Source organism: Collinsella sp. CLA-ER-H8 (assembly GCF_040092335.1).
Taxonomy (GTDB): domain Bacteria; phylum Actinomycetota; class Coriobacteriia; order Coriobacteriales; family Coriobacteriaceae; genus Collinsella.
The window spans coordinates 18,535-40,243 of sequence record NZ_JBBNLU010000009.1 but is presented as its reverse complement, the minus strand read 5'-3'; the positions used below and the strand labels follow the sequence as shown (position 1 = coordinate 40,243).

General features: G+C 59.7%; 17 protein-coding genes and 1 other RNA gene. 1 reads left to right on the top strand and 17 read right to left on the bottom strand.

The genetic code is table 11. The features are described 5' to 3' along the window. Positions 1-7: 7 nt before the first annotated feature. The 8 genes from AAAX72_RS06990 to ssrA form a co-directional block, all read right to left on the bottom strand. A complete protein-coding gene (locus AAAX72_RS06990) occupies positions 8-3,007 on the bottom strand; it encodes a BTAD domain-containing putative transcriptional regulator (RefSeq protein ID WP_349129721.1) in 3,000 nt (999 codons plus the stop codon). 448 nt (positions 3,008-3,455) lie between these two features. Beyond that, positions 3,456-4,184 (bottom strand): glucosamine-6-phosphate deaminase, encoded by a 729-nt coding sequence (gene nagB, locus AAAX72_RS06985; RefSeq protein ID WP_055287061.1) that lies wholly within the window; start codon positions 4,182-4,184, stop codon positions 3,456-3,458. 271 nt (positions 4,185-4,455) lie between these two features. Further along, complete coding sequence (locus tag AAAX72_RS06980) at positions 4,456-4,923, bottom strand: PTS glucose transporter subunit IIA (RefSeq protein ID WP_306421699.1); 468 nt, start codon at positions 4,921-4,923, stop codon at positions 4,456-4,458. Positions 4,924-5,024: 101 nt separating this feature from the next. Next, positions 5,025-6,362: a phosphoglucosamine mutase gene (gene glmM, locus AAAX72_RS06975; protein WP_055251011.1), complete on the bottom strand. Its 1,338-nt coding sequence runs from the start codon at positions 6,360-6,362 to the stop codon at positions 5,025-5,027. 123 nt (positions 6,363-6,485) lie between these two features. Further along, a complete protein-coding gene (gene rpsI, locus AAAX72_RS06970) occupies positions 6,486-6,881 on the bottom strand; it encodes a 30S ribosomal protein S9 (RefSeq protein WP_022094634.1) in 396 nt (131 codons plus the stop codon). A 2-nt stretch (positions 6,882-6,883) separates the two neighbouring features. Beyond that, positions 6,884-7,327 (bottom strand): 50S ribosomal protein L13, encoded by a 444-nt coding sequence (gene rplM, locus AAAX72_RS06965; protein WP_022094635.1) that lies wholly within the window; start codon positions 7,325-7,327, stop codon positions 6,884-6,886. 193 nt (positions 7,328-7,520) lie between these two features. Further along, positions 7,521-8,399: a patatin family protein gene (locus AAAX72_RS06960; RefSeq protein WP_349129720.1), complete on the bottom strand. Its 879-nt coding sequence runs from the start codon at positions 8,397-8,399 to the stop codon at positions 7,521-7,523. 689 nt (positions 8,400-9,088) lie between these two features. Further along, positions 9,089-9,452: a transfer-messenger RNA gene (gene ssrA / locus AAAX72_RS06955) on the bottom strand. 237 nt (positions 9,453-9,689) lie between these two features. Here ssrA and AAAX72_RS06950 point away from each other — a divergent pair. Then, positions 9,690-10,124: a hypothetical protein gene (locus tag AAAX72_RS06950; protein ID WP_349129719.1), complete on the top strand. Its 435-nt coding sequence runs from the start codon at positions 9,690-9,692 to the stop codon at positions 10,122-10,124. Positions 10,125-10,182: 58 nt separating this feature from the next. Here the strand turns inward: AAAX72_RS06950 and AAAX72_RS06945 are convergent, their stop codons facing one another. From AAAX72_RS06945 to AAAX72_RS06905, 9 genes are all read right to left on the bottom strand, one after another. Then, positions 10,183-10,698: a PIN domain-containing protein gene (locus AAAX72_RS06945; protein WP_349129718.1), complete on the bottom strand. Its 516-nt coding sequence runs from the start codon at positions 10,696-10,698 to the stop codon at positions 10,183-10,185. Further along, on the bottom strand, positions 10,695-11,048 hold the full coding sequence (locus tag AAAX72_RS06940; protein WP_349129717.1) for a hypothetical protein: 354 nt from the start codon (positions 11,046-11,048) through the stop codon (positions 10,695-10,697). The genes AAAX72_RS06945 and AAAX72_RS06940 overlap by 4 nt, the downstream gene beginning before the upstream one ends. Before the next feature lie 139 nt (positions 11,049-11,187). Further along, positions 11,188-13,203, bottom strand: coding sequence for a heavy metal translocating P-type ATPase (locus AAAX72_RS06935; protein ID WP_349129716.1), 2,016 nt, complete (start codon positions 13,201-13,203; stop codon positions 11,188-11,190). A gap of 78 nt (positions 13,204-13,281) precedes the next feature. Continuing rightward, a complete protein-coding gene (locus tag AAAX72_RS06930) occupies positions 13,282-13,527 on the bottom strand; it encodes a DUF6110 family protein (RefSeq protein WP_055250999.1) in 246 nt (81 codons plus the stop codon). A gap of 412 nt (positions 13,528-13,939) precedes the next feature. Further along, complete coding sequence (gene gatB, locus AAAX72_RS06925; RefSeq protein ID WP_349129714.1) at positions 13,940-15,616, bottom strand: Asp-tRNA(Asn)/Glu-tRNA(Gln) amidotransferase subunit GatB; 1,677 nt, start codon at positions 15,614-15,616, stop codon at positions 13,940-13,942. Further along, complete coding sequence (gene gatA / locus AAAX72_RS06920; RefSeq protein ID WP_349129713.1) at positions 15,616-17,130, bottom strand: Asp-tRNA(Asn)/Glu-tRNA(Gln) amidotransferase subunit GatA; 1,515 nt, start codon at positions 17,128-17,130, stop codon at positions 15,616-15,618. Before gatA ends, gatB begins: the two co-directional genes overlap by 1 nt. Further along, positions 17,130-17,441, bottom strand: coding sequence for an Asp-tRNA(Asn)/Glu-tRNA(Gln) amidotransferase subunit GatC (gatC, locus tag AAAX72_RS06915; RefSeq protein ID WP_349129712.1), 312 nt, complete (start codon positions 17,439-17,441; stop codon positions 17,130-17,132). The genes gatA and gatC overlap by 1 nt, the downstream gene beginning before the upstream one ends. Before the next feature lie 326 nt (positions 17,442-17,767). After that, positions 17,768-18,685 carry a class C sortase gene (locus AAAX72_RS06910; protein ID WP_349129711.1) on the bottom strand — a complete coding sequence of 306 codons (918 nt, stop codon included), beginning with the start codon at positions 18,683-18,685 and terminating at the stop codon, positions 17,768-17,770. A 1,218-nt stretch (positions 18,686-19,903) separates the two neighbouring features. Further along, the gene (locus tag AAAX72_RS06905) at positions 19,904-21,655 is read right to left on the bottom strand and encodes a SpaA isopeptide-forming pilin-related protein (RefSeq protein WP_349129710.1); all 1,752 of its coding nucleotides are present in this window, start codon (positions 21,653-21,655) and stop codon (positions 19,904-19,906) included. Between the last annotated feature and the right edge of the window lie 54 nt (positions 21,656-21,709).

The following is a 21,709-nucleotide window of genomic DNA, read 5'->3' as shown; positions in this document are numbered from 1 at the left end:
CCGTTTTTTATCGCTCGACCAGCACGCGATTGAGCCGACCCTCCACCAAGCGCTCGTATAGACGCCGCGTCTCGGGCTCGGGCACGCCATTGACCTGCTCCCTCAGGTGGTGCATATGCCCGCTGTATAGCTCAACGATATCGCGCCGCCGCCCCGCCGCACTGTAGACGCGCATGGCGCAGCGCACCATATCCTCACGCGCCGTTTCCTGCCGAAGCCCCGACTCCGCTAGCCAAATCGCCGACTGCAGGTCGTTTTCTTCTAGAGCGGCATTTGCTCCCTTAATCATGCAATCGATGTACTTTGACTGCATAATGCGTCGCATACGCAAAAAGTAGGTGGGATTACAGCCATTGGGAACATACAGCGGTCCGGCATAAAGCTGCTCAATCTTAAGGCACAACTCGACCAGATGGGGCCCGCGCGCACCCGTGCGATTTCCCAAAACCTCGCGGCTTATCTGGTCAAACAGCCGTACATCGGTCTTGACGTAGTCGCCGTTGAGTCCGATGCATTCATTTTGGATGAGCACACACGACTTGCCATCCGGCGTTGGCCCCAAAGCCGACCGCAAGCGCGATATCGTCGAGTACAGGTTGTTGCGGGCGCTATTGAACTCGGCATGGGGCCACAGCTCCATGGCCAGCGTCTCACGATCGACGAGCGCATCCATACCCAGCGCAAGCCGCTCGGCAAGCGTCGCCGCCTTCTTGCGGCGCCACATTTTATCCGTGATGGGAAACCCGTCGCGCTCGGCGCGAAACGCCCCGAACATGCGGATCTCGATATGGTCGATGGCATCAACGGCTTCAACCTCGCCAGCCTGGAACAGGCGCTCGCCCTCCCCTTCCAAATCGTCGCGCAACGAGTACCGCGACAGCTCGCGCACGGGAAGCTTCTTGCGTATCCTGGCCGCCGGCTCGCCCAGACAATGCATGGCAAGGCGCGCAAAGAGCCGATACGATGGCTCTAGAATCCCCGCACGATTCATGGACATCCAGGCCGCAAGATCGCTATCTCGCCCCGCGCAAGCCAAATGCAGCGCCACCATCCAGGCTTCTGCGCCACCAACCTGTGTCTGGCTTATATCGAGTAACTCCGCTTCCTCGCGCACCGAAACCATCGAGGTGTTACGTAGATATGCCGCGCGCTCCAGCAGCAATGCGTTATCGCGCATGTACGCAATCGACTCCTCGGCAAGTTTGAGCACTTGGACCGCACGGAACTTTGCATTAACCGGCCGTCCCTCTGCCAGCGACTGCCAGCCTTCTAGCAACAGGCCAAACAGCTGAATCTGGTTGTCGCGTATGCGCACGGCAAAACGATCGAGCTCGTTGAACGCCGCGTCGTCGGTTACCGGCAAGCCGGAAAGGAGCCGCCGTGCCGCCAACACCATGCGCACCCAGATAGCCATCGCCTTAAGCCCGCGTACTTCGAGCGCCTCCCGCACCACCGTCATCTCGTCGTCGCGCTCGTCGGTTCCCGCAAACGACCCGTCAAAGAGCTCCACCAGCATGCTATCGGCCCGTATAACAATCCCCGCGATATCGAGCTCGCAGTCGTAGGCCTTGCTCGTTGTGAGTTGCTGTAGAACGCCGCCGTCATTTCCCCGCTCTGTCAGACAGCGCTTGACCTCAATATGCGCAGACAACATATCGAGTGCGGTGTGGGACGTCTCTATTTCTGGCACGGCCAGGTTCGTAGGAAGCCCAAGCCCGTTGTCCCCATAGCAAACAGCCGTCAGTGTCTGGGCCACCCTCCATGAAACAGGGTCTATTTCGCAGGCCGCCCGTTCGCCCCCGCGCTCGATGACCGATGCCATATAGCGAGCAAGCTTTGTATTGGACACACTGACCGCTGCCAGATATACGCCGAGCGCCTCGGCAGGCGTTGGCTCTGGAGCCGGATCGTCGGCATCGATCGTGCCCAACGCTGCTCGGCAGATATCGGCCCCGTGCCCCGTCAGAGCAAGATCGACCCCATACTGTCCAGCAAGTTCAAGGACCGCTTCACGGTCCAAAAAGGCGTCCGCCAGGCCCATCGCCGCATCGCATCGGCCCGCCTTAAGCAAAATCCGGGCCGCCCTCGGAACAAGTTCGGGGCGAACCTCGGCCACCAACTTACGCAAACGCAAGCGTCCGTTATCCTCCGTGCCCAGACACGTAAAACTCCGCTCAGCGGGATCCAAGCCAAAGATCGGGTAGTCGCGTACAAAGTAGGACTGGTCGACCATCGACAGCCTTACCCCACAAGCCTCGAGTTCTGCGATATTACCCTCGCCCATCAAAACCATGAGACATGCCACGCAAAACAGCGCATTATTGTCGAGCGAAGCCAGATCGACAAGTGCCGCGCCATATACGTTGACAATCTCGTTTTCGAGCAGGCCGGCTACGTCGCCTTGGCCATACAGACCTGTCTGCAATGCCGAAACGAGCTCGGGCACGCCCTGCGTGAGCTGATAAAAGTCGAGCGATGTGCTGATCGAAAACGCCGATGCCCACGCCGAATACTCATAGGCGTGCACCTTGAGCATCTGCGCATTGATCTTAACCGAATCGCCCAGCCCATGAATCAGCTGACGATTTGAAGGACGGCAGGAGATAAAGACCCCTACCCCCATAGCGCGCAGGCCGCGAATCCTGTCGATGAGGTCTTCGGTATCGTGCTGATCGAGGTTTGGCACATTATCAATCGCGATAAGGGAGTGCGGTTTGTCTTTGAGTTCTTCGGTAACCACCTCGAGCTGCATAAACACCTCGCGCCCAATGGCACGATCGGCCTCGATAATCCGCACGGGGCCTCGCGTCGGGTCGCATTTAACCTCATGGGTGTACTGCAGCAGCACCGAGGTCTTCCCAAACCCGTCGGGCGCATAAAGAACCACGATGCCGGCCTTTCGGCCCTTGGCGATAAGCTCATTCATCAAGCGTTCGCGTCGCACCATATAGCCTCCGTCCAGCGGCATCAGCTCGAGGTCGTCTATACCGCTCAAATCATTTACCATGCCCGCTCCTCAACTCGACCGTATGGACACTGTAGCCGCAAGACCATACAAGCCGCGCTATGAATAGAGCGACCTTGTGTTTTAGGTTGTCTTTTGGTACGCAAGCGGCAAGTTTTTGTACAGCGAGGGCCGATTGTTATTAATCCCCCGACTAATCGGTCTTTAAGCAGGTAAATGAGCTTGTCAGCTTGTCCCATCTAAGCGGCAGTGTAACGCAGATGAACAAAGTTCAGCCATGTCATTCAACTCGCCTAGCACCCGCTACCGTCTACGACCTTCTAGTGGCATTTTTGCATAGAATCTGGTATGGAATGAATCAAGCTGTTGGACATCTGGCGTTCGTCAAGCTTGCGGCAAGATTTTGGTCAAGTGGGCGGACAGGGATAGCAAAAAGGCCCCCGCAAAGCGGAGGCCTTAGGCAAGGCTATGTCGAGCTGCAGGATTCGCGTTACTCGCAGAGCGAAAGGGCGGCCTCGTCGGCAACGACAACGCAGTTGGTGTGCAGTTGCAGGATCGAAGCCGGGCACTCGGGCGTAACCGGACCATAGCACATGTCATGCACGGCCTGAGCCTTGGCCTCGCCATTGGCGACGACCAGGATCATGCGGGCATACATGATGGTCTGGGTACCCATGGTGTAGGCCTGACGGGGAACATCGTCGATGCTGTCGAACAGGCGGCTGTTGGCCTGAATGGTGCTCTCGGTGAGGTCGACGCAGTGCGTGCCCTTGGAGAAGTGGTCATCGGGCTCGTTGAAGCCGATGTGGCCGTTGTTGCCAATGCCGAGCAGCTGCAGATCCGGGTAACCGGCGTCAGCGACGATCTTGTCGTACTCAGAGCACGCAGCGGCGGCGTCGGGGTTGGAACCGTCGGGCACATGCGTGTTGTTCAGGTCGATGTTGATGTGATCGAAGAAGTTCTCACGCATGAAGTAATGATAGCTCTGGGGATCGTCGTGCGAAAGGCCGCGATACTCGTCCAGGTTGTAGGTGCTGACCTCGGCAAAGTCGACGTCGCCCTTCTCGTACCAAGCAGCGAGCTGCTTGTAGGCACCGATCGGGGTGGAGCCGGTGGCAAGGCCCAGCACACAGTCGGGCTTGAGGATAACCTGCGCCGAGATAATATTGGCGGCCTTGCGGCTCATATCCTCGTAGTCTTTAGCTTTAATGATCTTCATTACGCGTCCTTTCTCGTACAAGAGAGGCAAGGTCCCCTTACAAGCACTTGCCCGCGGCCCGCGTCGGCCGCAACCAACGTGTGCGGCCACCAGGGCGAGGTCGCGTAATGTATGTGTCTCGTGTCTAGCCGCGTCGAGGCCCCTGCCCGTCCACGGTGACCCAAAGCCTTTTAGCTTCGGACAAATCCCATCTTGCCACGGAGGGCGTCCTCTTTCAAGGGCGCCCTCCGTAAACGTGTTTGAATTGTAGACTAATGGCCATGTGCACTTGCTAGCGCTCGCGAGCAACGATGAGCTGGTCCATCTCTTCGACATGCACGCCAACGGAGCCCTTGATACTCGAGAACTCAACGGAGTTGCACACCAAGATGGGAACCGTCACATCGTAGCCCTCGGCAGCAATTGCCTCGCGATCGAACTCAATGAGTACATCGCCCTTATGGACGATGTCACCCACTTGCGCATGTACGGTAAAGTGCTTGCCCTCGAGCTGAACAGTGTCCAGGCCAACGTGGATGAGCACGTCCAGGCCATCGACCGTGTTAAGCGCAACGGCATGTCCCGTGGGAAAAATAGCCTCGACCTTCGCATCAGCCGGTGCAATCACACGCGTTCCGGTGGGCTGAATCGCCACGCCCTGGCCCAAAAGGCCGGTGGCAAACGTCTGATCGTTTACCTCGGAGAGCGGAATGACGTCGCCCGAGATGGGAGCATCCAGCGTAAGGACACGACCACGCATACCAAAAGACCTTAGGACTTTAGTGAACATGCTCCCCCTCGGACATACCAATCAATCAAAATAACCTTAACAGTTTACCACTTGGCAACGGTTTTTGACCATTAGGGAAGTTCGCGCTTGACAACCTCGACGATGTCGTCGACAACGCGCTGGGTCAGCTCGTGCGTCTCGGCCTCGGCCATCACGCGGACCAGCGGCTCGGTACCGCTCGGGCGCACCAGAATGCGGCCGCGGCCGTCAAGCTCCTTCTCGGCAGCAGCGACAGCATCCCAGATGGGCTGGCAATCGTCCAGGCCGGCCTTGTTGTCGGAATGCACGTTGACGAGTACCTGCGGGTACTTCTTCATGATGCCGGCAAGATCGGTGAGGGTGCGGCCGGTGCGCTTGAGCACGGCCAGCAGCTGCAGAGCCGTCACCAGGCCGTCACCGGTGGTGTTGTGCTCCAGGAAGATGATGTGGCCGGACTGTTCGCCGCCGATGACGGCGCCGTCCGCGAGCATGCGCTCCAGAACGTAGCGGTCGCCCACGGCGGTCTGGACCATCTCGAAGCCCTGCTCCTTCATAGCGATGGAGAAGCCCAGGTTGCACATGACGGTCGAGACGATCTCGGAGTTGGCGAGCTTGCCGCGAGCGGCGAGGTCAGAACCGCAGATAGCCAGGATGTAGTCACCGTCGATCTCATTGCCCTCGCTGTCCACGAACAGTACGCGGTCGGCGTCGCCGTCGTGGGCCAGACCGATGTCAGCATGGGTGCGCAGCACGAGCTCGCGCAGGGGCTCGAGGTGCGTAGAGCCGCACTCAACGTTAATGTCGGTGCCGCAGTAATCGGTGTTGATGGCATGGACCGTGGCACCCAGGCGCTGCAGCGCGGCGGGCGTGGTCTGGCAGGAAGCGCCATGGCCGCAGTCGACGGCAACGACTAGGCCGTCGAGCCTCAGGCCATCAAGCGTATCGATGGCGTGGTCGACGTATGCCTTGCGAGCGTCCTTCATCTTGATGATGTGGCCCACGCCGGCACCGGTCGGCAGCGTGTCGGCAGCCATGGCTTCCTCGGACATGACCCAGGCGCTGATCTCTTCCTCGACCGCATCGGGAAGCTTCATGCCCTTGCGGCTAAAGAACTTGATGCCGTTGAACTCCGGCGGATTATGCGAAGCGGAGATGACGATGCCGCCGTCGAGCTCGTTTTGAACAGTGAGCAGCGCCACGGCGGGCGTGGGGATAACGCCGCAGCAATGCGGACGGCCGCCCTCGGCCATAATGCCGGCGGTCAGAGCGCTCTCGAGCATGGTGCCCGAAAGACGCGTGTCGCGGCCGACGCAGATATCCGGACCAAGGAACTTGGTCGCCGCGCGGCCCAGGCGAAACGCGAGGTCGCACGAGAGGTCGGCATTGGCGACGCCACGGACGCCGTCGGTACCGAAGATGTTCTGGGGCATAGGATCGCTCCTTCCCTAGCAGGCGATATGCAACCGCCCACCCTAGTCGAAAAAGAAAAGCGGGACCCGCCGAGGAATCGGCAGGCCCCGCTTGTACATTGTATCTCGAAAGGAGATAAAACCTTAGCGCTTGGAGAACTGGGGAGCGCGGCGGGCCTTCTTGAGGCCGTACTTCTTGCGCTCGACCACGCGAGCATCGCGCGTAAGGAAACCGGCCTTCTTGAGGTCAGCACGGTAGTCGCCAGCGTTCAGAAGAGCGCGAGCGATACCCAGGCGCAGAGCGCCGGACTGACCGGAGATGCCGCCGCCATCGCACAGAGCGATAACGTCGAACTGACCGGCAGTGTCGGTCACCTTGAAGGGAGCAAGGGCGTTCTCAACGAGCTGATGACGGCCGAAATACTGCTCGGCGTCACGCTTGTTGATGGTCACCTTGCCGGTGCCGGGGACGAGACGGACGCGGGCGACGGCGTTCTTACGACGGCCGGTACCCTGGTAGACAACGGTGTTCTCAGCCATCTTTAAGCCTCCAGCTCAATCTTCGTGGGGTTCTGGGCAGCATGCGGATGCTCGGCACCAGCGTAGACCTTAAGCTTGGTCATCTGGGCACGGCCGAGGGTAGTCTTGGGCAGCATACCGCGAACGGCGCGCTCGATGACCTTCTCCGGGTGCTTCTCCATAGCCTGGCGGAAGCTCTCAGCCTTGAGGCCGCCGTTGTAGCCGCTGTGGCGATAATAGGTCTTCGTGTCGGCCTTGTTACCGGTAAGCTGGACCTTATCGGCGTTGATGACGACAACGAAGTCGCCGCAGTCGCTGTTGGGCGTGAACTGGGGCTTGTTCTTACCGCGCAGGATCATTGCGATCTGGGTGGCAAGACGGCCCAGGACAGCACCATCGGCGTCGACGAGAACCCAGTTGCGCTGGACCTCGCCCTGCTTGGCGTAGTGAGTCGATTTCGAAATCACTTAGACTCCTCCATGTACAGTACGTGTTGTTACAGAGATTCACGGGGCTCTGCAAGTAACCCGTCCATATTACCCCGCTCGCCGTACGAGTCAACAGGTATTTTGGCTCCGACCAGAGTTTCTGCACATGTCATCCACGAGCCGTGATTTTCCAGCTCTTTAGCTGTTGTCATTTTTTGAGGGTTCGCCGTCGTTAGCGCTCAACGAACTCTTGGATTTCCGCGAGCAGGCGCTTTGCCTCCTGGCGGCCCTGGATATACAGGTCCAAAAGCTTTGCCGGATCGTGCTCGACATGGCCGACCTCGACCGACTTTTGCGGAGCGACGACCAACGCACGGCCCTCGCGCTCATACTTCCATAGGTGCATGCGCTGGATGTTGTAACGGTCGTGGCGCGTCTCGATTCCCTCGAGCAGATAGGGGTAGTCGGCATAGCGGGCGCGCGCGGCAGGCATAAACTCGTAGGGCTTTTTCTCGTACGAGCGGTCCTGCGTGACGATGACGACCGCACGGTCGAAGCCCGCCTCCTCCAGCACGTGCTCGATGGGGATCGAATCGGCTACGCCACCGTCGACGTATTTGTGCCCGTCAATCTCGACCGGCGGCGTCACCAGCGGCAGCGACGTCGAGGCGCGTACGGCGTCGAGATCGAGCACGGCGCTTTTGACCGGGAGGTACGTGGCGGTTCCAAAAAGCATGTCCGTCGCGACGGCGTACATCTCGATGGGGCTCGCGTCGAACGTCTCGTTGTCAAAGGGATCCAGGCGGTCCTGGACATCGTTGAAAATAAAGTCGTAACCCACAATAGAGCCCGTGGACGCAAACGATGCGGCACCCATGAAGCGGCTGTCGTTGCAGAAAGCCAGGTTGATGCGGTTGGCACGGCCGATCTGGTGCGACTTGTAGTTCACGCCGTTGAGGGCGCCGGCCGATACACCGTAGACAGCTGGAATCTCGACGCCAGCCTCCATGAGAACGTCGAGCACGCCCGCGGTAAATTGCCCGCGAAAACTACCACCCTCCAAGACGAGCGCGACCTTGCCGGCGTTCTTTGCCTTATCTTCTGCAGTCATATTGACCTCCTGCGATTGCGTTTTGGCCTTCTTCTACCCAGTTTTGGGATGGCGAGCGCGCGGGTTTTGGAGTTGAAGAGGGCGGGGCGGTCGACGGGAAAGCGCGTCCCGTTCTCAGAGCAAATTCCGGGTCGCATTTTCCGCTGAGCCCGTCATCAGGAAAATGAATCCCATTCCGAGCTTAGATTCCGGGATGCGCTTTCCGCTTGAGCTGCCATTGGGAAAGCATGTCCCACTCTACGGCTCGATTCCGGGTCGCGGTTTCCGCTTGAGGCGCCATCCGGAAACTACGTCCCAGTCTGAGCGCGGATTCCGGGATGGACTTTCCGCCTGGGCCGCCATTGGGAAAGCATGTCCCACCCTGCGCTGCCGCGACGTTTTCTTAACGCCCGCGCCCTGCACAGAGTTCGATTCTCCGCGGTGCGGGGGGATCCGTTGATGCGGCGCATGGCCGGCTGAGATTCGATAAACATCGCATCCATATTGAGCTGATAGTTTGCGCGGAGAATCCGCGTATTTGCTTCGCAAATCCGCACCGGCTTCGGCCGCCTGCCGGCGTCCTCGCCCGCGGGCTAAAAACGCTTACGCGTTTTCTTAACGCCCGCGCCCTGCACAGAGTTCGATTCTCCGCGGTGCGGACTAGAAATAAAAAGGCAGGTAGAGACACTTCTCTACCTGCCTGTTACTTATGGTGGAGGCGCGGAGAATCGAACTCCGGTCCACGAAAGCCCCCTGATTGGCATCTCCAAGCTCAGTCGCTGGTTTAGTCTCGGACGCTTTGCGCGCAGCGACACGCTCGCGGCGTCCTAACCGGTTCGGTCTTAGCCTGCGCCATACCGATTACGTGCGCAGGAGCATTCCCCTAACATGACGTCGCGCCGGTGTCGGGGAAATCACCGGGTTGACGCGCCGCTATAAACTAAGCAGCGAGAGCCATAGGCTCAAAAGAAGAGTTGTTGTCAATTCAATTTGACGGTACCCCTGTTTAACGAGGCGAGGAGACCTCGGCTTGCTTCCTCTCTCAGGGCTATCGTGTCGAAACCAGTCGCCCCCGAATGTTGGGAAAGTCTGGATGGCATTGGGCACGAGCGCCCAACACCCGTCGACTTTTCAAGGAACATGCGGGGCGAGCCCCGCTTGTGGAGTGTTATCTTACCACGTTCTGAAAGCGGACAGCTGTTCTATGCACGAGCTGTGAAGACCCCAATGTGCGCCGCACTTCGCACTTTTGCTACCGATCGCGTCACGTATATTTTCGCCAAGCAAAATTGACCCGTCGAAAGGACCGTTATGGATGCCAAGCAGCAACTCGTCAATGCCCTCGCAGGCCTGGGCTCAACCATTACCGAAGCTATGGATGTCATCGAGGGCTTTGTCCCCTGCGGACATCCCGCCCTCACGGTATCGAACGCACTCGTCGCGCTGGACGCTGACGATGATGCGGCTCTCGCCCAGCAGCTTGAGACCGTCGAGGGCTTTATCGACCACGTGAGTGAGAACCGCGGCGTGGCCGCCTACCACGGCATCGAGGTAGAGCTCGCAGGTCCCAAGGCCGATCTGCTCGCAGCAATCCGCGAGGTAGGTGCCCTTATGCAGACTGCAGGCGTCAAGAACACCCAGGTCAACGAGTGGGTCTACCGCAGCTTAGCCGCGCTCAACAGCTCCGAAGAAAAGGCAGCCGAGCAGCTCGCAGAAAGTCCCACCATTAAGGCCGAGCTTTTGTAAATAGCAGACGCGGGTCCCTTGGCGCATCGTCGTCCAAGAGGCCCGCAAACAGTTCGCGTCAACCGATAGCCGCGCCGCCGCGTTCGGCCAAAGCAAGAATCGGCATCATTTGACGAGGTGTCTTTGCTGCAAGATCGGCATGTTCGAGCAGTTTACGATCGTTAGTTACCAAGTAATCAACCTGTACGCGCTTGCATGCGGCGAGTACCAAGTTGTCCTCGTAATCGCGATGTAGCGCTAAGTATTTGTCGGCCAGCCAAAGGTCCGACGCATCTGCACCCACGGCCGTGGCGTTTTCGGTCATGTTCCGAACAAACGCCAGCGCCGCATCGCCAATTGCACGGGCAGATGCCTCGTCGAGTGCTCCCCCGCTGGCAAGAACGCTACGCTTCAGCTCGTGTTGGACAACGTACAGCACGTCCTTAGCGATATGCACCGGGAAGAACAGCAACGCCCCCGTCTCCGTCGCCCGCCCAATAAACGCACGCGCGGCAAGCGACTCAGCATGGTCGACGCAAAACGAATCGACCCATACGTTGGCGTCTACCATTATTTTGAGGGGAGCCCCGCTCACAGGATCATCCCCTTTTGGCGATAGCGCTCGTCCATGGCTTCGGAATAGATTGTGTCCCAACCGCGATCGTCGGATACGGGCGACGTAGCGATGCCCAAATCTGCATAAAGCCGGTCTGCCGCTGCCCACGACGCGGCGAACGGAGTATCGTGCGCGACGGTCTGTTGCCGGCCATCAACGGCAGACAGCACTTCTTCACACTGCCCGCCACCCTGTGCGACTTTGGCCACGACCTTTTTGATGAGCTCGGGCAGTGACCTGTCCGAAAGCCGCAGTGCCTCCTCGGCGCGCTCTTTAACCGAGCGATCTACGCGAACATTCACCTGTGCCATGCTGCCAACGGTAGCCATCTCAACCTCACCTTCAGCATTTACTAGCATTGCTAGCACGAGCATATATCTGTGCTAGCCTCTCGTCAAACAAAAGAAGGCCTGCACCCTGGCGGCTGCGGTGCCGCCCGAATGCAGGCCATATACTCAATCGAAAACGCTAACGCAGGTAAGCCTTTGCGTTGCCCAGGCTGTAGGCGATCGTTGAGCCGTTGTGCAGTAGTGACGACGTCTGCGGAGTGATCATGCCGGTAATACCCAATGCCAACAGCGCCGAGTTGGTGAGCATCACCTTGGAATACGAACTCGTCAGACGGTCGATAAGCCCCTGGCTCATACGGCGCAGACGCACGATCGCGGCCAGATCCGTATCGGTCAGGATGATATCGGCGACCTCCTTGGCGATGTCGCTTCCGCCACCCATCGCCAAGCCCACGTCGGCCAAACCGAGCGCCGGCGAATCGTTGACGCCGTCGCCCACCATGGCAACGTGGCGCCCCTCGCTCTTAATGCGCTCCACATAAGCGTACTTGTCCTCGGGCAGCAGTTCGGCCTTGAACTCGTCGACTCCCGCCTCGCGCGCGATGCGCTCGGCCGTGCGCTCCGAATCGCCCGTGAGCATAACGACATGCTTGACGCCCAGCGCATGCAGGTCGACGATAGCCTCGCGCACGCCGGGTTTGAGCGGGTCCTCGATACCGAGCACGCCCACGACCGTGCCGTCGACCGCCAGATACAGCGGCGACAGACCCTGCATCTGGGACTCGATGCGCTCCTTGATGTCGGATTCGAGGTGTGCGCCCTCGTCCTCAAACACAAAATGTGCCGAACCGATGATGGCACGACGTCCTTCGATGGACGAAGCGATGCCGTGTGCCACGATGTACTCGACGGCAGCGTGGCGCTCGCGATGCTCGAGTTCGCGCTCGCGTGCCGCATTGACCACGGCGCGTGCCACCGGATGCGGGAAATGCTCCTCCAAGCAAGCGGAAAGGCGCAGGACCTCGTCCTCGCTCCAGCCATCGGTAGTGAGCACACAGGCAAGACGCGGCTGTGCCTCGGTAAGCGTGCCGGTCTTATCAAACACAATGGTGTCGGCCTTGGCAAACGACTCAAAGTACTTCGCGCCCTTGACCATGACGCCCATCTTGGCAGCATCGCTCATGGCAGTCATGACGGCAACGGAACCCGTGAGCTTGAGTGCGCACGAGTAATCGACCATCAACGCCGCCGAAGTCTTGATGAGGCTACGTGTGGTGAGAGCGACAAGACCCGCGAGCAGGAAGTTCCACGGGACGATCTTGTTGGCGAGGTCTTCCATGTGCGACTGGCCCTCGGACTTGAGCGAGTCGGCCGTCTGCACGAGCGAGACGATCGAGCGGAGCTTGGTCTGAGCCGTGTTGGCGCGCACGCGCACCAAGATACTGCCGTCTTCCACGACAGTGCCGGCGAATACATCGTCGCCCGCGCTGCGCTCGACGGCGAGCGGCTCGCCGGTCAGGGTCGCCTGGTTAACCATGGCGCTTCCCTGCTCGACCACGCCGTCGATGCAGATGGACATGCCGGTGCGCACGGCGACCAGATCGCTGGGCTCAAGCTCGGTCGCGGCAACGCTTACCTCGGTGTCGCCGACGACCTTCTGAGCCTTGTCGGGCACATCGAGCAGCGAGTTGATGAGCTCGTTTTCGCTCATGGCGCGCGTGTAGTCCTCAAGCAGTTCGCCCACGTTGAGTAGGAACATCGTCTGGCCCGCGGTGTCGACATCACGTTTGACGAACGAAATGCCGATGGCCGAAGCGTCGAGCACGGGAACAGTCAGGCGCGGCTGCGCCAGCTCATGAAGGGCAGCGCGCAAAAATGCCATGTAACCAGCCACGACAAACACCGCACGCAGAGGCGTCGGCAAAAACCAGCGACGTGCGTAATGGGCACCGACGAGTGTCGCCAGGTCCATAACGAGTTTGTGCTTGCGCGGCTCGAGTTGCATCACGTAGCCCGACTTGGCATCGGCGATAGCTTGAGCATCGAGTGCGCCCAAGGCGTCAAGCACGCTCGCGCGGCGCGGCTCGTCGTACTCCAGCGCCATCTGGCCAATGCGGCCATACACGCGCACTTTGCGCACGCCGTCAATGTCGCCGCCAAGCTTAAGAAGCGCATCGAGATCACTCTCTGGCACAGGACCCGCCAACTGAAGACGGGTCCTGCCGGGGATCTCGCTGATAATCGAGAATCTCATAGTTTGTGCCTGGGAGTGCTACTCGGCTGCCTCGTCAGCAGCGGCCTCGCTCTGGGTGATGTAGGCCGCCTCGGCAACCATGTCGTCGACATTAGCCTTGGCCTGCTCGACCATGTCCTGGTAGCCATTCTTGATGCGCATGCCGCACGCAATGCCCTGCACGCAGGCATTCTTTACCGGAGCGCTGGTAAGCAGCTTGATGCCGGCCGTGCCAAGCAGAAAACCGCCACCGACAAGCAGGGTGTTGAACGTGGACTTCTTCATGATGTCTCTCCCTTTTGCCGCATTGGACGCGGCACGGTGCCTCAGCACCCGAGTAAACAAGTTTGCTCGAGCACACTTTTGGAAAATAGTTTAGTTTATCTAACTATTAAGGTCAACAAAGGTTAACTTTTTGGAAATCTTGGGGAGCGCTGTAACCAAGGGGACCGCCCCTGCGCCACACCCACAAAACAATGGGCGTGCCAACGGCGCGCCCATTCACTCTATTCCATTCAGCCTACCTGACCCGAACGGCCGAGTCGTCTGGCCGGGGAAGCCCCGAGTCGCCGGGGTGTTTGCTCCAAATGAGTTCCGCATGCAAAGAAGGCCACTAAATGTGGCCTTCGTCTTGCATAGGACTGTTTGAAATTTGGAGGAAATACCCCGGCGACTCGGGGCTTCCCCGGCCTCGCAGCTACGAGAGCGACGTTCTCAGCAACTCGTTGAAGAGCTTCGGGTTGCCCTTGCCGCGGCTCGCCTTCATGCACTGGCCCACCAAAAAGCCGATGACCTTCTGGTTGCCGTCACGATACTGCTGCGCCTGATCGGCACAGTTTGCCAGCACCTCGTCCACGATCGGCTGCAGCGCGCCGGCATCGCTCACCTGACGCATACCGCGCTCGTCGACGATCTTGTTGGGGTCGTCGCCGGTCTGGGCCATGGCCTCAAAGACCTCGTGCGCCTGGTTGGAGCTGATGGCATCGGTCGCCAGCAGCTTGGCAAGAGCTGCCACCTGAGCCGGCGCGATGCCGGACTCGGCGAGCGACACGCCCGCGCCCTTAAGGTAGGCGATCATCTCGTTTACCAGCAAATTTGCGACCGTCTGAGCCTCCTTGCCAGCCATACCGGCAGCAGCGGCCTCAAAGAACTCGGCAAACTCGGGGTCGCCGGCAATCTGCTCGGCATCGGCCGTCTTAATGCCAAAGTCGCCCTCAAAACGGACGCGTTTGGCATCGGGCAGCTCGGGAATCTCGCCACGGCAGCGGTCGATGAACTCGTCGTCCAGATCGAACGGCGCCAGGTCGGGGTCGGGGAACAGGCGATAGTCGTCGGCCGTTTCCTTCACACGCATGACCACGGTGCGCTTGCGGCTGGGCTCCCAGTGGCGGGTCTCCTGATAGATGATGCCGCCTTCCTCGAGCACCTCGGCCTGACGGCAGATCTCGTAGGCAAGGCCATCATGCAGACTCTTAAACGAGTTGAGGTTCTTGAGCTCGGTCTTGGTGCCCAGCTTGGTCTCGCCGCGGCGGCGCAGCGACACATTGCCGTCGCAGCGCATGGAGCCCTTCTCCATGGAGCAGTCCGAAATGCCCAGCGTCACAAAAATGCGACGGAGCTTTTCCATAAACAGGCGCGCTTCCTCGGGCGTGCGCAGATCGGGCTCGGTGACGAGCTCGATGAGCGGCGTGCCGCAGCGGTTGTAGTCGACGAGCGACTCGGTCGCGGCGGTAATGCGGCCCTCGGCACCGCCCACGTGCACCATCTTGGCGGCGTCCTCCTCCATGTGGATGCGCAGGATGCGGATGGGCACCGTGTAGGAACCATCCTCGCGGCGCTCGGGCATCTGTAGGTTGGACGCGTCGTAGCTGGCCAGATGGCCGGCACGCTGATTGCCTTCGCGCATGGTCGACGTCATGGACGTGGACAGGCCCTCGGCATTGGCCGAAGCACTTGCCAAGCTCTGGGCCTCGGCCTCACCAAACGCGCAGTCGGGGCGCTCGGCGGCACCGCGACCGGTCACGTCCAGATCCAGGTGACCGTACATGGCAAAGGCGACCGGACCCTGCGTGGTCTGGAAGTTCTTGGCCATGTCGGGATAGAAGTAGTGCTTGCGGTAGAACATCGAGTGGCGCTGGATCTCGCAGTTGGTGGCAAGACCGGCCTTGACGATGCTCTCGATGGCGCGCTTGTTGGGCACCGGCAGGGCGCCGGGCAGGCCCAGGCACACCGGGCACACGTTGGCGTTGGGCTCGTCATCGTGGCTGAGCTTGCAGTTGCAGAACATCTTGGTATCGAGTGCGGTGAGCTCGGTATGAATCTCCAGGCCGATCACGGCCTCCCAATCCTGCAGGACCTCGGAAAGCTCCTTCATTACAGCTCGCCTCCCTTCCCGGCAAAATCGGGCGCGACGGAAAGCGCGGGCGCACCCGTGGCGGCATCGGCAAAGCCGCGCTCCAAGGCGCGGGCAAACGTGAGCAACTGACGGTCCTTAAAGGCCGGGCCCACCAGCTGGGCAGAAACGGGCAACTGAGTATCCTCGCCCAGGCCCAGCGGCACCGAGATACCACCGTTGCCGCAAATGTTGAGCGAAATGGTGTACAGGTCGGAGAGGTACATCTGCGTGGGGTCGCTGATCTCGCCAAACTTAAAGGCCGTGCGCGGCGAGGCGGGCATGAGGATGGTGTCCACCTTGGCATACGCGGCATCGTAGTCCTGCGTGATGAGCGTGCGGGCCTTTTGCGCGGCGTAGTAATACTTGTCGTACACGCCCGAGCTCAGCAGGTAGGCGCCGAGCATCTGACGGCGCTTGGCCTCGGCGCCAAAGCCGTGGGCGCGCGAGAGCGAGCTCTGGTCGGACAGGTTGGCGCAGCCCTCCTCCTGATAGCCATAGCGAATGCCGTCGAAGCGGGCCAGGTTGGAGAACGCCTCGGCCGGGCCAATGACGTAGTAGGCGGCGATGGCGGCGTCCAGGTGCGGCAGGTCGACCTCGACCAGCTCGGCGCCCTGGTTCTGCAGCTCCTGGGCGGCGCGCTGAACAGCGGCCTTGACCTCGGGCGTCAGGCCCTCGGCCTCCATAAACGCAGGGATGATGCCCACGCGCTTGCCCTCGATGCTGTCGTTGAGATGTTCGGTAAAGTCGACGGCGCAATCCTGGCTGGTGCAGTCGTACGGATCGTGGCCCGCACCGGTAAGCGCGTTCATGGCCAGCGCGACGTCCTCGACCGTGCGGCCGAAGGGGCCAACCTGGTCGAGCGACGAGCCAAAGGCAACCACGCCGTAACGGCTCACGGCGCCGTACGTGGGCTTAAAGCCCACCACGCCGCACAGCGACGCCGGCTGGCGAATGGAGCCGCCGGTGTCCGAGCCCAGCGAGAGCGCGACCTCGCCCGCGGCGACGGCGGCAGCGGAGCCGCCCGAGGAGCCGCCGGGCACGCGCTCGGTATCCCAGGGGTTGTTGGTGCGGTGGAACGCCGAGCTCTCGGTAGAGCTGCCAAAGGCAAACTCGTCCATGTTGGCCTTGCCCATGGGCAGGCAGCCGGCATCGAGCATGCGTTGGACGCAGGTGGCGGTGTAGACGCTCTGGTAGTCCTCGAGCATGCGGGAGGCGCAGGTGGTGCGCGTGCCCATGAGGTTCATGTTGTCCTTAATGGCCAGCGGCACGCCCGCGAGCGGGGGCAGCGGCTTGCCTGCGGCACGGTCGGCATCCACGCGCGCGGCGGCCTCGAGCGCAAGCTCGGGCGCCACCTGCAGGAATGCCTGGACCCCGCCCTCGCGCGCCTCGATGGCGGCAAGGGAGGCCTGGGCCACCTCGGTAGCGGTAAAGTCGCCGGCGGCAACGCCCGCGGCAATCTGGGCGGCGGTAAGGGAATCGAAGCTCTGAGCCATTACTCGCTCTCCCCCTCTCCCAAAATGGACGGCACGCGGAAGTAGCGGTCGCGCGCGCTGCCGGCGTTTTCGAGCGCGACGTCGAGCGGTAGGTCGCGCTCGGGCTCACGCAGGTCATCGCCCATCACGTTGGACAGGCTTCCGATAGGATGGAACGTGGGCTCCACGTTGGGCAAGTCATATTGCAGGACGGGCTCGAGCATCTGGACGGCGTCGTTCATGTAAGACGTCATCTGGGTGAGCTCGTCATCGGTCAGTGCGATCTTTGCGTACTCGGCGATGCCGCGCACGTCTTTCTCGCTGAGTGCCATAGGCGCTCCCTTCCGCATAACAGTTAAACCGCTCTAGTATACAGGGCAACGCCGGCTTGGAGCAGGCGCTTTACCCAAATGCAGCGAAAACGTAACGAGGGCGGCGGGCTTGCAGGTGGCGGGTTGGCGGTTCTGCAGCGAAACCGCACCGTCCATAGCGAAAACCGTCCCGCCCACAACGAAAACCGCGCCGTCCATAACGAAAACCATCACAACATTCGACGCTTTTCGTCAAAATCGCGATTTTCATCGAATGTTGTGATGGTTTGGAAGTTCCGACCACCACAAAGGTGCCTGTCCCCATTGTGGTGGTTCCGAACGATGTCCTATGCCGAGGCCTTGGCCTTGCGGCGCTTACGGATCGCGTGAACCACGATGTCCAGCAGCAACAGCACAATGGCTACGGCCACGATAAGCACGGCAAACTCGCGCTTGCCCCAGTGGCGACCGGCCAGCGACTTTTGCTTGTCGACGTCCTTCTTGTTGTACTTGGTGCGCACGCAATGCACCAGCAGGCGATGGTCGTTCACGCCATAGGGCGTGCAGGTGACGAGCGTCACCTTGTCGGCGCCGGGCTCGATGGTCAGCGACTCCATCTCCTCTGGCAGCACGACCTCGGAGTCCACCATCTTGTAGGCGAGCGTCTTGTTCATGGTGTGTAGCAGCACCAGGTCGCCGGGCTCCAGCGAGTGGATGTCGTCGAACATGCTCAGGTTGCGCATGCCCGAGTGCGCGGTGAGCACACAATGCGTCGAGGTACCACCCACCGGTAGGCTCGTGCCCTCCAGGTGGCCGACGCCCGCCATGAGGACTTCCTCGCTCGTGCCGTGGTAGATGGGCATGCTCACGTCGATGGAGGGGATTTCGATCCAGCTCATCATGGGGTCGCGGTCAAAGATGAGCTGCTGGGTGTAGGGCTCAATCTGGTCGGCGGGAAGCTCGGTGGCCTCGCCAGCCAGCTGCTCGTTAAAGGAGCGCGCCTGGAGCAGGATGCGCTCGCGCTCCTCGGCAGACAGCGCGTCCACGGTGCTGGACACGGTGCTGATCTGGTTGAACACGCCCGAGGCCTCGAGCCGGTCCAAGATCCACGGCCAGGTCATAAGGCCCACGCCAATAAGGATGATGACGATGGTGATGAGCCGGTCGGCCCAGCGCGGCAGTCGCTTGCGGCGGCGCTTGGGTTTTGGTTGAGGTTTGGGCTGGGGGTTTGAGCCGCCGTTGTCCGCGGCGTTATTGCTCTTCATATGTTTGGCGCCCTGCACCATCGCCGGTCACTCCTCTACAACTCAAGTTGTCTAAACAAATAATAGCCGATTAGCGTGCTTCCGCGCCGGACAACGCAGCTTGGCAGCATTGCGCAGTGCGAGTATGGGCCCGCATTTGAGTTTTCAAAATGTCCCGAATCGGCTGAGCGATTCGGGATACAATGTCAATAGAAAACGACGCACCCCGCGTAAGTGTACGAGAGCGCGGGCGGCCTAGTTTTCAGCTTTTGTTAAATGCCCGGGATCCGACCCCCGGGCATTCTTATTTGCGCTTTCGACGCAAATGCCGTCCACCGTCCGCACCGCGCGTGCGCCTACGGACCTTAAACCGAACCTCATACGAGTCAAGAAACGCGATGACGAACGAGCCCACCGCCGCGAGGGCGGCGAGCGCGTTAAGGAATTTCAGCATATGGTGACCTCCGATCGAGTCGTCGGCCGCCCACGCACGGGATGCGTCGCAAGGGTATTTTACTGCGAGTGTATGCACCCACGCCTGGTAAACGCGATTTTGACAAACATTTGTTCGATAGTTACAAACACGGTTCCCCGTCCAGAGGAGCTTGGCCGCATTGTCCGCGTTTGCCCGACGTGTTTGCGTTTTCAAAATGTCCCGAATCGGCGGGGCGATTCGGGATACAATAACTACAGGAAACGACGCACCCCGCGTAAGTACTTAGGAGCGCGGGCGACCAGTTTCCGACGTTGTTAAATGCCCGGGCTCCGAACCCCGGGCATTCTTATTTGCGCTTGTTGCGGCGCAAATGCCTTCTACCGTCCGCATCGCGCGTGCGCCTACGGACCTTAAACCGAACCTCATACGAGTCTAGAAACGCGATGACGAACGTGCCCACCGCCGCGAGGGCGGCGAGCGCGTTAAGGAATTTCAGCATTTGGGGACCTCCGATCGAGTCGTCGGCCGCCCGCGCACGGAATGCGTCGTAAGGATATTTTACTGCGAGTGTATGCACCCACAGCTGGTAAACGCAATAATTGCAAACATCTGTTCGATATTCATACGCTTGATTCATCGGACGATGGAGGCTGGCTGCGTTATCCAAAAAAACGGGGCAGACTCCAGTGCGGAATCTGCCCCGAAAAGAGCATGGCAAAGCAAGACCGTGGATGGACGAGAAAAGTGTCCGCAAGTCTCATGGCCATCACATCCCACCTGCCAAAGGGATGGGTGAGCGAGCGTTACTCCTGCTCGGACTCCTCAGCCTGCTTACGGCTGCGGATGAGGTGCGCCACGCCGATGACGAGCACCGCGCCGCCAGCGATCCAAGTGAAGGTCACACCGTTAAGGCCGGTGAGCGGGAGGCCGGAGCCCTTCTTATCGGTAACGGTGAGGTGCACCATGCCGTCAGTGGAGTTTTCGGCTTTAACGAGGCCCGTATTGTCTCCGTCAGTTACCGCAACCGCAGGATTTACCACGGTGGCGTCGCTCTCGGAAAGCGTACCACGCGTAATGGTGAACGTGATGCCCTTGTTGCCGTGAGAGTTATCGTAGCCAGGCGCGGGCGTGACCTCCGTGAGGACGTAAGTGCCCTCATCGAGACCGATGACGCTAATCTTGCCGTCCTCGGCCGTGGTGAGCTTGGCATTCTCGGCGTTCGCCTGCTTTACTCCGTTAGCATCAATGTACTCGTCCTCGACAGTGCTGCCGTTCTTCTCCTGCAGCTTAAACACAACACCAGAGAGCTTCTTAGGGGTTTCTTCATCACCAACCTTGGTGACGTCAATGCCGTAGGTGTAATCATAAGCGGGATGTACGACTGTTGTGCCCGTTTCGGTAGAGTGAGGGTTATTGGAATAGGTCAGAGTAACGGTGTTCTTCTGGCCTTTACCGAGCATATCGGCCTTAACTTTAGTAGGGTCGAGCTTCGCCTTATAGTTCACATAGATTTTGGAGCTACCGCTAACGGTAATAACCTCATCCTTGTCGGATTTAATTTCTTTCTTAAGGTTGCCAAAAGAAACAACAAGCTCGTTCTTGGCAGTGTTGTACTGTGCATCATAGTATTTCGGCTCAACCGTTTTGTCGCCAATCTTTACCTTAACAACGGGCTTATCATTAACGAGCTCGGGCACCATCGTAGAAGGCAGGTCATCGGTGAAGGTATAGCTGTACTCATTATAAGTATTGATATTGCTGGCCACGGTACCTGCAAGCTGATACTCAACCAGCTGATCGGATGCAGAGTCCGCAACCCTATTGGGCGCCTCGAAGACATTTTTACTCTCATCAGTCACAAAGCTGCCATTATTGTCGTCCTTGACGGCCTTGGTCACGTTGGGGACGCTCTTCTTGGGGGCTACATTAACGTCAGAGCCACCGACAATGGTGAAAATCGGCGAAGTGTACGCGTCAGTATTGCCGGTCTTACTGGGCACATCGGTCACGAAAAGCCAGTAGCCTTGGTCCAGACTCTCAAAGTTACCCTTGCTGGAATCGCTCGGTTTTGTCCAGGTTAGATTCGAGCCCTCAAGTGCGGCAGCAATCTTATCCAACGTGGAGTCAGCGTCAACCTTGGCAGTCTGACCAACTTTATCACCGGCATGATCATTAATGTACTTGGCCCAAGCCTGAGCGCTTGTATCCGTACGAGGAGCTCCATCGGCGCAAGTTCCATCGGCGCAAGTAAATGCACTGATCACAGCTTTTTGAACTTCAAGCGATGCCCAATCGATATCGGAAAGCGTCTTATCACCTGACCAGGTATTTCCATCCTTATTCTGTGTGACCGTCGCCTTGAAAATCTGGATGCCCTTGAAAGATGTGTCGGTATATTCAGTGTCAGGGTCAGTGATAAACACCTTGCCATTCTCCGTAGCCACCGTTGGCACGCACTCAGCAAACGCCATGGTCACCGGGGCCATCACACCGCCGAAGCTCAACGCCGCCGTGAGGCCGGCGGTTACTGCCAGGCGTGCGATGTTCTTGTTCATGCTCATCTTCTTTTCCTCCGTTTTCCGTTTGGTTCTCATTCGATCGGTCATCAT

What these genes read in the sequence shown, in the direction of transcription:
- AAAX72_RS06990 (WP_349129721.1), bottom strand. Translation starts at nt 3,007, where the DNA reads ATGGTAAATGATTTGAGCGGTATAGACGACCTCGAGCTGATGCCGCTG.
- nagB (WP_055287061.1), bottom strand. Translation starts at nt 4,184, where the DNA reads ATGAAGATCATTAAAGCTAAAGACTACGAGGATATGAGCCGCAAGGCC.
- AAAX72_RS06980 (WP_306421699.1), bottom strand. Translation starts at nt 4,923, where the DNA reads ATGCGTGGTCGTGTCCTTACGCTGGATGCTCCCATCTCGGGCGACGTC.
- glmM (WP_055251011.1), bottom strand. Translation starts at nt 6,362, where the DNA reads ATGCCCCAGAACATCTTCGGTACCGACGGCGTCCGTGGCGTCGCCAAT.
- rpsI (WP_022094634.1), bottom strand. Translation starts at nt 6,881, where the DNA reads ATGGCTGAGAACACCGTTGTCTACCAGGGTACCGGCCGTCGTAAGAAC.
- AAAX72_RS06960 (WP_349129720.1), bottom strand. Translation starts at nt 8,399, where the DNA reads ATGACTGCAGAAGATAAGGCAAAGAACGCCGGCAAGGTCGCGCTCGTC.
- AAAX72_RS06950 (WP_349129719.1), top strand. Translation starts at nt 9,690, where the DNA reads ATGGATGCCAAGCAGCAACTCGTCAATGCCCTCGCAGGCCTGGGCTCA.
- AAAX72_RS06940 (WP_349129717.1), bottom strand. Translation starts at nt 11,048, where the DNA reads ATGGCTACCGTTGGCAGCATGGCACAGGTGAATGTTCGCGTAGATCGC.
- AAAX72_RS06930 (WP_055250999.1), bottom strand. Translation starts at nt 13,527, where the DNA reads ATGAAGAAGTCCACGTTCAACACCCTGCTTGTCGGTGGCGGTTTTCTG.
- gatB (WP_349129714.1), bottom strand. Translation starts at nt 15,616, where the DNA reads ATGAAGGAGCTTTCCGAGGTCCTGCAGGATTGGGAGGCCGTGATCGGC.
- gatA (WP_349129713.1), bottom strand. Translation starts at nt 17,130, where the DNA reads ATGGCTCAGAGCTTCGATTCCCTTACCGCCGCCCAGATTGCCGCGGGC.
- gatC (WP_349129712.1), bottom strand. Translation starts at nt 17,441, where the DNA reads ATGGCACTCAGCGAGAAAGACGTGCGCGGCATCGCCGAGTACGCAAAG.
- AAAX72_RS06910 (WP_349129711.1), bottom strand. Translation starts at nt 18,685, where the DNA reads ATGAAGAGCAATAACGCCGCGGACAACGGCGGCTCAAACCCCCAGCCC.
- AAAX72_RS06905 (WP_349129710.1), bottom strand. Translation starts at nt 21,655, where the DNA reads ATGAACAAGAACATCGCACGCCTGGCAGTAACCGCCGGCCTCACGGCG.